Below are 12,047 nucleotides of genomic sequence, written 5' to 3' on the forward strand. Positions count from 1 at the left end.
GGGGACCAACCCCTACACCAGCCGATGACGGCTACGCATCGCGCGTTACGCGCCAGATTTCCTCGAGCGTGGTATCGCCGGCCAGTACCCGGCGTACGCCATCCTGCCGCAGGCTGAGCATGCCGTGCGCCAGGGCGTAGCGCTTGATATCCTGCTCCGCCGCCTGATTATGGATCATGCCGCGCAGCGTTTCGTCGACCATCAACAACTCGTAAACGCCGGTTCTGCCGCGATAGCCGTTGCCATGACAGACGGGGCACCCCACCGCACGATAAAGGGTGGCCGGTTGCGCAACCCCCATGGCCTCGCGCTCCGAGGCATCGGCCGGGTACGGCGCGCGACAATCGAAGCACAGTTGCCGCCCAAGGCGCTGCGCCAGCACGCCCAGCAGCGACGATGCCAGCAAGAACGGCTCGATGCCCATGTCGGTCAGGCGCGTTACCGCGCTGGCCGCGTCGTTGGTGTGCAGCGTGGCCAGCACCAGGTGGCCGGTCAACGATGCCTGCACCGCGATCTGCGCGGTTTCCAGGTCGCGGATTTCACCGATCATGATGATGTCCGGGTCCTGCCGCAAAATGGCCCGCAGCGCACGGGAAAAGCTCATGTCGATCCGCGGATTGACCTGGGTCTGCCCGACGCCGTCGAGGTCGTACTCGATCGGGTCTTCCACCGTCATGATGTTGCTGGTGGTGGCATCCATCCGCGACAGGGCCGCGTAGAGCGTGGTGGTCTTGCCCGAGCCGGTCGGGCCGGTGACGAGGATGATGCCGTGTGGCTGAGCCAGCAGTTCCTCCAGCCGGACCAGCGTGTCAGCCGGCATCCCCAGCTTTTCCAGATTCAACCGACCTGCCGATTTGTCGAGCAGGCGTAGCACCGCCCGTTCGCCGTGCCCGGTGGGCAAGGTGGAGACCCGCACGTCCACCGGGCGGCCGGCAACGCGCAAGGTGATGCGGCCATCCTGCGGCAAGCGCTTTTCGGCGATGTCCAGGCCGGCCATGACCTTGATCCGCGACACCAGCGCCGCGTGCAGCGCGCGCTTGGGCTCGATCACGTCGCGCAGTTGCCCATCCACCCGAAAACGCACCACCGAGCGCGTTTCGAACGGCTCGATATGCAAGTCCGACGCGTTTTCGCGCAATGCCTCGGTCAACAGCGCGTTGATCAGGCGGATGATGGGGGCGTCGTCGGCCGCCTCCATCAGGTCTTCCACCTCCGGAATATCCTGCGCCAGCCGCGAAAGATCGAGATCGCCTTCGAGGTCATCCACCACGGTGGCGCTACCACGCTCGCCATCGCTGAACAGCGACATGACCCGCGCGTCGTACTCGGCCGGCTCCAGCACGACCACATTCAGTGGCAAGCCAGCCGCGCGGCGCAGTTCCGACAACGCGGCTAGGTCACCGCCGCGCTTCATCAGCACATCGACCGCGCCCTCGCCGATCGCAAGGTCCACCACGCCCCGGTCGCGGGCGAAATGGTAGGGAACCAGGCGCCTCATTTCGCGGGCGCCCCCTCCGGGACGTTCTCACCGGGCACATGAGGCTTGGGCGCGTCCGGATCGACCGGGAACGGCGCCGGTGACGGCAGTGTATCGGGCAGACGCACCTTGGGCAGATCAGGCAGCAACAGGTGATTCGGGATATCGAAGCTTTCCTGCTGGCTCTTCAGGTACTGGTAGCGCGAATTGGACAACGCCTCGCTGGCCTTGCCATCGCGCAGGATATAGGGGCGCAGGAAAATCATCAGGTTGGTCTTGCGCCACTCGCGGGATTCATAGCGGAACAGTTGTCCGAAGCCGGGAATATCGCCCAGGCCCGGCACGCGGGATTGCCCGTTGGAAAGGCGATCCTCGATCAGCCCGCCCAGTACCAGGACCTGCCCGTCATCGACCAGCACGCGCGATTCGATGGAACGCTTGCTGGTGGCGATACCGGCGCCGTCGGTCTGTATGTCGTTGTCGATATTCGAGACTTCCTGATAAACGCTCAACGTAATGCTGCCGCCCTCGGACACCTGCGGTTTCACCTTCAGCGTGATGCCGATGTCCTCCCGCTCCACCGTGGTGAAGGGGTTGGGGTTGCTGCCGGTCGAGGACTGCGTGCCGGTGATGATGGGGATGTTCTGCCCCACCATGATTCTGGCTTCTTCGTTGTCCAGCGTGATCAGGTTGGGCGTGGACAGGATGTTGGCGTTGCCGCTGCGCTGCAACGCGGTGGCCAGTACGCCCAGGCTGGGCGTTTCGCCCTTCAGCGGGTTGGCGTTCAGCACGCCGATGTTGAAGCCGGACGGAACACTGGGCGTTCCGGCAATGATGCTGTTGGCGATGTTGGCCAGGTTGTTGGCCGCGGAGGCCGGCGCCAGCGCCGACATGCCGACCCCGACGATATTGCCCCCGGCGCCCAGTACCCACTGGATACCGAAATCGCCGGTCTTCGATACATTCACCTCGGCGATCATCGCCTCGATGTAGACCTGCGCGCGGCGTACGTCGAGCTTGTCCACCACCGACCGCAGATTGTTATAGATATTGTCCGGCGCGGTGATGATCAGCGAGTTGGTCATCGGGTCGGCCTGGATCATCACCGTGGTGCCACCCATCTGCACGCTGGTGGCTGCCGCCTGCGGCGTGCCGCCGCTGGTACCGCCACCGCCGGTGTTCATCGAGGCGCTGCCGGTACTGCCGGTGGTGGTGCCGCTGAGCGACGAACTCATCGAAGAAGAAGTGTTCGCCGACAAACCGCCGCTCGATGCGTTGTTACCGCTGTCCTGGCCGGTGAGAATGCCCTTGAGCGTACCGGCCAGCTTCACCGCCTCGGCATTGCGCAGGTAGATCACGTGGATATTGCCGCCCGCCGCGCCCGGCTGATCCAGCGTTTCCACCAGGCGGCGGATCTGCTGCGCGTGCACGGCTGTTTCGGCTCGGATCAGCAAGGCATTGCTGCGCACGTCCGGCACCACCGCGCTACGCCGTACCCCTTCGGGCACGGCCACCGGCGGGGTGACGCCCTGTACGTTGACCTCCGGCAGCAATCGCGCCAGCGTCTGCGCCACATCCACGGCGGACGCATACTTCAGCGTCACCGGGAACACATCCAGGCTGGGGGCTTGGTCGATGCTTTCGATCACCCGGTTCAGGCGCTGGATATTGTCGGCATAGTCGGTGATCACCAGCGTATTGCCGGCCGGATATGCCGCAATCGCGTTATTCGGTGTGATCAACGGACGCAGGATCGGCACCAGTTGGCTGGCCGACTCGTACTTCAGTGGATAGACCTGCGTCACGATGCGGTCGCCCGCCACCTTGGACCCCGGTTTGGTGGTGACGCTGTAGTTCTGCTTGGCGTCGGCCTCGGGCACCACCTTCACCACGCCGCCGGCCTCCACCGTGGCGAAGCCCTGCTGGCGCAACGCCGAGAGCAGGATGGGATAGACCTGGCTTTTCTTTACCGGCAGCGTGGAAACGATGTTCACCGTTCCTTTCACGCGCGGGTCCAGCACGAAATTGCGGCCGGTGATCATCCCGACGGCCTTGATGGTCGATTCGAGATCGGCGTTGACGAAATTGAGCGTCACCTCGTCATCCGCAGCCAGCACGGGGCCAGCGGCGAACAAAGCTAGGGCGAGCACGAGCGGGCGCAGGCGGATCATGGCGTACCGTTCATGGTTGGATTTGATATTGCAGGACGACCAGGCCACCGTTGCGCATGACTTCGAGCGTGACCTGGCTGGTTTGACTGAACTGACTGTACACGAGCGACATGTCGGCCGTATCACCGAGTGGTCGGCCATTGGCGCGCTTCAGGACGTCGCCGTCCTGCAATTGCAGCACCTCGGCAAACGGCTGCTGCCGCGCGTTGGAAATATAGATACCGCCATCGGGCGCATTGGCCAGGCCCTTCGACCAGTCGGCGATATTCATGTTCTGCATCGCCTCGGCCATCACGCCGCGCGTCACCTTCATCTGCTGGGCCGGACCATCGGCAGCTCGCGGCGCAACGGCCACGACATCAGGCGGTTGTGGCGCACCGATCCCCGGCATCGCCTTGTCCACGCCTTCCAGGGGGATTTCCTCGATCCGGCCATGGTTATCAATTCGGGCGCGATCCCGCTCGACCGCGAGCAGCTTGACGCCCTCCTGCAAGGTATCGCCGGGCTTCGCTGCCAGTGCGCCGGTCCCGAAGCCGGTGAAGATGGCGGCGCTGAACCCCTCGCCTCCGGCAATCACCGCCAGCAACTTGACGGACAACGTGGATGCCGTGGCACTGGTGGCGGCATTGCCGAACCAATTGGGCGCATTCACCCAGGCAAACGCCTGCTGCGCGGGCGGGGCCGGCGGTTGCGTCAGCCGCAGATCGGGTGAAGGCGGCGCGGCGATGCGCCATAGCAGGCCGGCACCGACCCATGCCAGCGCAGCCACCAGCGCGATTTCCACCCATCTCGCTGCGCGAGCGGAGGGGATACGCGGCAATTTCTGAATTCTCACTTGAGGCGGCGCTGTCGGCAAAAGCGGTATTTATACCTCAAGCCCGGAAAGCTTGACCACCGCTTCCCCACTCACCCGGCTGTAGGACAAATCTTTCAAACAAGGCGTTGACACCCTCAAAACACCGTGATTAAATGCGCCCTCTTTCGACGGCGGGTGGTTAGCTCAGTTGGTAGAGCGTCTGCTTTACACGCAGAATGTCGGCGGTTCGATCCCGTCACCACCCACCAGCAACGCCAGTTGTCTGGGATGTCGAAAAGCCGCTGCGGAGCGGTAGTTCAGTTGGTTAGAATACCGGCCTGTCACGCCGGGGGTCGCGGGTTCGAGTCCCGTCCGCTCCGCCATCTTCCATCGGGTTCGCCCGATGTCGCAGCAAGCAGCATCCAAGCACTATCCCCACAAAGTATTTGTTGCCCGACGCCGCGCCCGCTCGAAAAGGCAGCGATACGTGCCTGTGTTCGTTCGTCGGGGATCGAATACGGATCATTTCCGCGCTCCGCGTCGCCAAGGGCGTGAGCACCGACTACACTGTCATGCATTACCCGTGGTGCAACGTTCCCTATCGGCATGACCGCACGCTCCATACACAATCAAATCGAAACCGCCTCCCTCGGCCTTGCCCTCGCCGCCTGCCTGCTGGCCGCGGGCACTTTGCACTGGTGGGCCGCCGACCGTCTGGGGGATCGCATCTGGTTGATCCAGGGCATCCTGGTGCTGGCCGTGGTCGGTTTGATCTATCTGATCCTTCGCCGGCCGGCTCCCGTCATCGGGAGCGGTGAGACAACCGCACTGGCGGTGACCACCGAATCGCAACCCATTGCGCATTGCCTGCCCGATATCGTCTGGCGCATCGATTACGCAACGCGCGCGGTGATGCCGCTCAATGCCGCGGGCGCCGCCGAGCACCCGCGCGCCGACGAAGACAGCGCGCGGTTGTCGATGCTGTTCCCGGCGCGGGTGTCGCGGCAGTATCTGGAAGCGCTGATCAACGTCCAGAGCACACAGACGCCGCAGCAATTCGAATACCGGCTTGCGCCCGCCGAGGGCAAGGAACAGCACGTGTTCGAAGCCCGGTTGCTGCCGCTGTCGGGCAAGGAGTGCCTGGCGGTGATCCGCGACATCACCGACATGAAGGCCACCGAGGAAGCGCTGTTCAACCAGCAGTTGTTCGTGCACCAGATCATCGATTCCAGCCCCAGCCTGATCTTCGTGCGCGACAAGCACGGGCGCTTCCTGCTGGTCAACCGCGCGACGCAAAGCGCGCTGGGCCACGATCTGCTGGTGCAATCACACATGGGCCTGTCCGAACAGCAACTGCCGTTCACCAATGGCGACCATGACGTGCTGGAGAAGGGCGAGACAGTGCGTATCGTCGATCACTACACGCTCGCCAATGGCCGCACGCACTGGTTCGACATCATCAAGCAGCCGCTGATCCGCGACGGCGAGGTCTATATCCTGTCGATCGCGATGGATATCTCGCACGTCAAGGCCGCCGAAGCCGCGCTGGCCAACAACGAACCGTTGTCGGGCGAAGTGGCCGACGCGTTGCCGCAACCGTTCATGCTGGTCCGCGACGGCAATATCGAGTTCGCCAACCTCGCCACCTGCCTGCTGCTGAACGCCCCGCCGTCAGCCGTGCTGGGCCGCCCCCTGTCGGCGTTCGCCGGCAATGCGGACAGCCTGCTCGCCGCCGCCGACTTCCAGGCCAGCCGCTTCGAAGTTCCCCACGGCGAAGGCTTCCCCTGCTGGGCGCGCCGCATCCGGCAAAATGCCGGCGACGCGCACCTGATCGTGTTCGATACCGTACGCGAAACACAGCCCGCGTAATCGTTCCCCCTGATTGCCGCACCGCGCCCCTCGGCGCGGGCGTTCGATGGCGCGTGCTAGAATCCGCCGTCTTTCGACCTCGATCTTTATACTGCCCGCCGCATGTCCGCCTCCCCTGCCCTTGCCCCCCTCTTCGCCCTCCTCGACCAGGTTTCCGCGCGCCTGCGCTGGCCGCTGGAAAAGAAACTCCGTCAACTGGAACAACGGCTTGCCGCCGGCAAGCCGGCAGATCGTGGCCTGGCGGAACTGAACCGTGAACTGGAAGCCGCTGCCGCCCAGACCGCGCGCCGCCGCGAACGCCTGCCGCGTCCGCAATTCGACGACAACCTGCCGGTCAATCAACGGCGCGACGACATCGCGGCCGCGATCCTCAAGCATCAGGTGGTGATCGTCTGTGGTGAAACCGGCTCGGGCAAGACCACGCAACTGCCGAAAATCTGCCTGGAACTGGGCCGGGGCGTGACCGGGCTGATCGGCCACACACAGCCCCGGCGACTGGCCGCGCGCTCCGTGGCGTCGCGCATTGCGCAGGAACTGAATACCGAGCTCGGCAGCGTGGTCGGCTACAAGGTGCGCTTCACGGACAAATCATCCGGCGACAGCTACATCAAGCTGATGACCGATGGCATCCTGCTGGCGGAAACACTGTCGGACCGCTATCTCGCGAACTACGACACCCTGATCGTCGACGAAGCGCACGAGCGCAGTCTGAACATCGACTTCCTGCTGGGCTATCTCAAGCAACTGCTGCCGCGCCGCCCCGATCTGAAGGTGATCGTCACCTCGGCCACCATCGATGCCGATCGCTTCAGCCAGCATTTCGACGGCGCCCCCGTGCTGGAGGTCTCCGGCCGCACCTTTCCGGTGGAGGTTCGTTACGCCACGCTGGAGGCCGACCGCCGTCGCGGCGCGAACCAGCAAGGCGGGTCGGCGCTGGACGACGACGATGCCGAGATCGAAATGGAAGAGGCCATCGTGCGCGAGGTGGAACACCTGTGGCGCCACGATGGCCCAGGCGACGTGCTGGTTTTCCTGCCCGGCGAGCGCGAGATTCGCGAAACCGCCGAGGAATTCCGCCGTGCCAAATTGCGCGATGCCGAGGTGATTCCCCTGTTCGCGCGGCTGTCGAACGAGGACCAGCAGCGCATCTTCCGGGCATCCAATGGGCGCCGCGTGGTGCTGGCCACCAACGTGGCCGAAACCTCGCTCACCGTGCCAGGCATCCGTTACGTGGTCGATTCCGGCCAGGCGCGGATCAACCGCTACAGCCCGCGCGCCAAGGTGGAACAACTGCTGGTGGAGAAAATCAGCCAGGCCAGCGCCCGCCAGCGCGCCGGCCGCTGCGGCCGGGTGGCCGCGGGCGTCTGCGTGCGGCTGTATTCCGAGCAGGATTTTCTCGGCCGTCCCGCGTTCACCGACCCCGAAATCATCCGTTCCAGCCTGGCCGCAGTCATCCTGCGCATGGCCGCGCTCAAGCTGGGGCGCGTCGATGCCTTCCCCTTCCTGGAGGCACCATCCGGCAAGCTGATCGCCGATGGCTACCAGCAACTGCGCGAACTCGGCGCGGTGGATGACGATGACCAGCTTACCGCCATTGGCCAGCAACTGGCGCGGCTGCCGGTCGATCCACGCCTGGCGCGCATGCTGCTGGCCGGGCACGAGAATGCCTGCCTGCGCGACATCCTGGTGATCGCCGCCGGGCTATCGGTGCAGGACCCGCGCGAGCGGCCGTTCGAAGCACGCGAGGCGGCGGATCGTGCACACGCGCGCTTTACCGACGACAAATCCGACTTTCTGTCCTACCTGCACCTGTGGGCCTTCTTCGAAAAGGCGCTGGAGGAAAAAACCTCCAACAAGCAACTGGTCAACCAGTGCCATACCCATTTTCTGTCCTACCTGCGGCTGCGCGAGTGGCGCGACCTGCATCGACAGCTCACCGACATCGTCGAGGACCTGGGCTGGCGGCTGAACGACGCGCCCGGCACCTATGAGCAGGTACACAAGGCATTGATGACCGGCCTGCTCGGCAACCTGGGAATGAAGCAGCCGGAAAACGACGAGTACCTGGGCGCGCGCGGGATCAAGTTCAACATCTTCCCCGGCTCCTGCCTGAAGAAAAGCCGTCCCAAGTGGGTGATCGCCGGCGAACTGGTGGAAACCACCAAGCTCTACGGCCGCGCCGTGGCGGCGGTCGAACCGGAATGGGTGGAGCGGTTGGCGCAGCACCTGGTGAAGAAACAGTATTTCGACCCGCACTGGGAGAAGGATTCGGCCCAGGTCGTGGCGAGCGAGCGTGTCACGCTGTATGGCCTGCCCATCGTCAACCGTCGCCGCGTGCATTACGGTCGGATCAACCCAGTCGAAGCGCGCGAGATCTTCATCCGTGAAGCACTGGTGCGCTTCAACTACAAGACCAACGCCCCCTTCTTCGATCACAATCTGGGCCTGTTGCTGGATATCGAGGAACTGGAACACAAGGCCCGCCGCCAGGATGTGCTGGTAGACGAGGAAGCGTTGTTCGGCTTCTTCGACGCACTGATTCCGGCGGACGTCCACAATGGCGCCAGCTTCGAATCCTGGCGCAAGAAGACCGAAGCGCAGACCCCCAAGCTGCTCTGGCTGACGCGCGAATTCGTGATGAGCCACTCGGCCAGCGGTGTTACCGAAGAGCAGTTTCCGACGCATTTCCGCTTGGCGGAATCCAAGCTGCCGCTGGCCTATCGCTTCGAGCCGGGTCACCCGCTGGACGGGGTGACAATCACGCTGCCACTGCATCAGCTCAACCGCGTCAACCAGGCCGTGTTCGACTGGCTGGTGCCCGGCATGTTGCGCGACAAGATCACGTTCCTGATCAAGTCGCTGCCCAAGAATCTGCGCCGCATGTGCGTGCCGGTGCCGGATTTCGCCACCCGCATGCTCACCGAAATGGAACGCGCCGACCGCGAAGCGGCGCTGCTGCCGCAACTGGCGCAAGCCGCCACACGTGGCATCGGCACGCCGGTCAGCGCGGATGATTTCGACGATACCGCCATCCCCACCCATCTGCGGATGAACTTCCGCGTGGTGGACGACGGGGGGCAGGAGCTGGCCAGCGGCCGCGATCTGATCGCCATCCGCGCGCAATTGGGCGAAGCGGCGCAACTGACCTTCCGCGACGAAGCCGACGATGCGGGCATCGAGCAAACCGGGCTGACCAAGTGGGACTTCGGTGACCTGCCGGCCCAACTGACGATCAAGCGCCAGGGGCGCAAGCTCACCGGCTACCCCGCGCTGGTACCCGACGGCGAGGCCTGCGCCATCCAGTTGTTCGATACCAGCCACGCGGCGGACAGCGCCCACCGCCAGGGCGTGGTGCACCTCCTGCGTCTCGAACTGGCCCAGCATGTGAAGCAACTGGAAAAGTCGATTCCCAACTTCCAGCAACTGGCTATCCAGCTTCGCGGCCTGGGCAATGCCGACCGCCTGATGGCGGACATCGTCGATGCCATCTGCAATCGCGCGTTTCTCGGTGAAGACGAGGCGCCACGCAAGAAGAAGGAATTCGACGAGCAAAAGGCCCGCGCCAAGGTGCGGCTACCCAGCGTGCGCGACGCGGTGATCCGCTCGCTGAACGATGTGGTGGCCGAATACACGGCACTCAGCGCCGTCATCGCCAAACCGGGCCCGCTGAGCCAGCCCTTGAAGGAGCAGCTCGGGCAATTGGTCTACGACGGCTTCCTCAGCGCCACGCCATGGGAGCAACTGCCGCGTTTGCCGGTTTATCTGAAGGCAATGCGGGTGCGTCTGGAAAAACGGGTACAGAACCCCTCGCGTGACGGTCAGCGCGGCGCAGAAATCGCCACGCTGTGGGCGCGCTGGGAAGGCGAGCTGGAAAAATGGCAGCGCGAGGGCCGGGATACCGCCCCGCTGGCACCTTTCCGCTGGATGCTGGAGGAGTTGCGGGTCAGCCTGTTCGCCCAGGAACTGCGTACCCCCTACCCCGTTTCGCTCAAGCGGCTCAACAAGCAATTCGACGACCTGACAAAACGCTGAACATGACGTCGGTTTAGGCCAAATGCATGAAACGACGCAACGCAGCATTGTCAGCTTTCACTATGCCGTAAGCATCCCACCATTTGTCGGTCAGACAAGCGTTTATATCAGGAAATCAAAGCCTACCATCGGTTTTCACCCGACTGAAATTGATTATCCCTCGGGCACACGGATACGATCCTGTGGCGGAAAAGCTTTCGTCCGCTTTAAAACATAATGAATTAGGCTTTACTGATAAAGGAGTGTACATATGCGTCTGACCCAAACCTTGATCGCCCTGGCCATGGGTGCCGTGTTCGCCGCTTCGGCAAATGCCGCCGTCGTGTCCTCGGGCAGCCAGTCCTTCAGCCACGACAGCTTCCTGCTGTTCGGCGATTCCTTCACTTCCAACTTCACCACCAGCAACGCCGTGCTGGACGTGGACTTCTCGCCCACGATCAGCGGCTCGCTGTCCAATGTCCTGCTCGGTCTGTACGACGTAACGGGCAACAGCTTCCTCGCCTTCAACACCTTCAGCAGCACCGGCTTCCTGCACGATGGTCCGCGCAAGGTCGGTTTCGACTACACCTTCGACGATCTGTCGCTGGTCAATGGTCACAACTACCTGTTCGGCGTCCTGGCGCTGGGCAACGACTACAGCGGTACGTTCTCGTACACCCTGACCAGCCCGGTTCCGGAGCCCGAAACCTATGCCCTGATGGGCCTGGGCCTCGCCGCTCTGATCGCGCGTCGTCGCAAGGCAAGCAAGTAATACCCGCTCGTTCTTCGCGGCAAACGAAAGCCCCGTTCCTCGGAACGGGGCTTTTTGTCGGATGACCGCTCAGCGCGCCACGGGCCGGGCCGGGTCGGCACACCATTCGCTCCACGAACCGGGATACAGCCGCGCCCCGGGCAGCCCCGCCACTTCCAGCGCCAGCAGGTTATGGCAGGCGGTCACGCCGGAACCGCATTGATGCACGGTTTCTTCGACAGGCCGACCAGCCAGTAGCGCCTGCCATTCGGCTCGCAGCACATCGGGTGACTTGAACCGGCCCGCGCCATCCAGGTTGTTCTGGAAAAAGCGATTCAACGCGCCGGGGATATGCCCGCCCACCGGATCGAGCGTTTCGCCGATACCGGCGTAACGCTCCGCGCTACGCGCATCGACCACCTGGAACGCGGCCGTATCGAGGTTGGCCAGCACGTCGGCGCTGTTCACCCGCATTGCCGGACGGGTATCCGGCACGAAACGCTGCTGCGGCACACTGGCCTCAGTCTCGCTCAACGATTGCCCCGCCGCCACCCAGGCAGGTAATCCACCATCGAGCACCTGGACCGCATCGTGCCCCAGCCAGCGCAGCAGCCACCACAACCGCGCGGCGAACATGCCGCCCGACGCGTCGTAGGCCACGACATGCGTGTCATTGCCAATGCCATTCGCCCCCAGCCACGCCACCAGCGCCGTTGCCTCGGGCAATGGGTGACGTCCGTTGGTCCCCGTCTTCGCTCCCGACAGGACCGTATCCAGATGGGCGAATATCGCACCCGGAATATGCCCGGCCGCGTAGGCAACCGCGCCGGCCTGCGGCTGCGCCAGGTCATGGCGGCAATCGACCACCACCACGTTGGCGTTGTTCAGTTGGGATTTCAGTTGCTCGACGCTGATCAACGGCGACATCGGGACACTCCAGGCTGCTGCCACATCCCTGTGGATGCGGCGAGG

General features: G+C 63.9%; 7 protein-coding genes and 2 tRNA genes. 5 read left to right on the forward strand and 4 right to left on the reverse strand.

The window, feature by feature from the left end:
• Positions 1-31 precede the first annotated feature (31 nt).
• The 3 genes from gspE to FAZ21_RS09590 are packed head-to-tail and all read right to left on the reverse strand — an operon-like array spanning position 32 to position 4,432.
• Positions 32-1,498: a type II secretion system ATPase GspE gene (gspE, locus tag FAZ21_RS09580; RefSeq protein ID WP_136773222.1), complete on the reverse strand. Its 1,467-nt coding sequence runs from the start codon at positions 1,496-1,498 to the stop codon at positions 32-34.
• Positions 1,495-3,648 (reverse strand): type II secretion system secretin GspD, encoded by a 2,154-nt coding sequence (gene gspD / locus FAZ21_RS09585; protein ID WP_136773223.1) that lies wholly within the window; start codon positions 3,646-3,648, stop codon positions 1,495-1,497. Before gspD ends, gspE begins: the two co-directional genes overlap by 4 nt.
• A 10-nt stretch (positions 3,649-3,658) precedes the next feature.
• Positions 3,659-4,432, reverse strand: coding sequence for a type II secretion system protein N (locus tag FAZ21_RS09590; RefSeq protein WP_169307328.1), 774 nt, complete (start codon positions 4,430-4,432; stop codon positions 3,659-3,661).
• Between the two features lie 205 nt (positions 4,433-4,637).
• Here FAZ21_RS09590 and FAZ21_RS09595 point away from each other — a divergent pair.
• The 5 genes from FAZ21_RS09595 (at position 4,638) to FAZ21_RS09615 (ending at position 11,096) form a co-directional block, all read left to right on the forward strand.
• Positions 4,638-4,713, forward strand: a tRNA-Val gene (locus tag FAZ21_RS09595).
• 37 nt (positions 4,714-4,750) lie between these two features.
• Positions 4,751-4,827: transfer RNA gene (locus tag FAZ21_RS09600), tRNA-Asp, on the forward strand.
• Between the two features lie 223 nt (positions 4,828-5,050).
• Entirely contained in the window at positions 5,051-6,313 is a 1,263-nt protein-coding gene (locus FAZ21_RS09605) for a PAS domain-containing protein (RefSeq protein WP_136773225.1), read from the forward strand.
• A gap of 102 nt (positions 6,314-6,415) precedes the next feature.
• Positions 6,416-10,345: an ATP-dependent RNA helicase HrpA gene (gene hrpA / locus FAZ21_RS09610; RefSeq protein ID WP_136773226.1), complete on the forward strand. Its 3,930-nt coding sequence runs from the start codon at positions 6,416-6,418 to the stop codon at positions 10,343-10,345.
• 250 nt (positions 10,346-10,595) lie between these two features.
• A complete protein-coding gene (locus FAZ21_RS09615; RefSeq protein ID WP_136773227.1) occupies positions 10,596-11,096 on the forward strand; it encodes a PEP-CTERM sorting domain-containing protein in 501 nt (166 codons plus the stop codon).
• Positions 11,097-11,165: 69 nt separating this feature from the next.
• Here FAZ21_RS09615 and FAZ21_RS09620 read toward each other — a convergent pair whose 3' ends face one another.
• Positions 11,166-12,002, reverse strand: a complete 837-nt coding sequence (locus FAZ21_RS09620) for a sulfurtransferase (RefSeq protein ID WP_136773228.1) — start codon at positions 12,000-12,002, stop codon at positions 11,166-11,168.
• Between the last annotated feature and the right edge of the window lie 45 nt (positions 12,003-12,047).

The sequence above is a fragment of the Chitiniphilus eburneus genome (assembly GCF_005048205.1).
In the GTDB taxonomy this organism is placed as follows: Bacteria; Pseudomonadota; Gammaproteobacteria; order Burkholderiales; family Chitinibacteraceae; genus Chitiniphilus; species Chitiniphilus eburneus.

Coding starts and splice junctions, on each gene's coding strand:
- hrpA (WP_136773226.1), top strand. CDS start 6,416: ATGTCCGCCTCCCCTGCCCTTGCCCCCCTCTTCGCCCTCCTCGACCAG.
- FAZ21_RS09605 (WP_136773225.1), top strand. CDS start 5,051: ATGACCGCACGCTCCATACACAATCAAATCGAAACCGCCTCCCTCGGC.
- gspD (WP_136773223.1), bottom strand. CDS start 3,648: ATGATCCGCCTGCGCCCGCTCGTGCTCGCCCTAGCTTTGTTCGCCGCT.
- FAZ21_RS09620 (WP_136773228.1), bottom strand. CDS start 12,002: ATGTCGCCGTTGATCAGCGTCGAGCAACTGAAATCCCAACTGAACAAC.
- gspE (WP_136773222.1), bottom strand. CDS start 1,498: ATGAGGCGCCTGGTTCCCTACCATTTCGCCCGCGACCGGGGCGTGGTG.
- FAZ21_RS09615 (WP_136773227.1), top strand. CDS start 10,596: ATGCGTCTGACCCAAACCTTGATCGCCCTGGCCATGGGTGCCGTGTTC.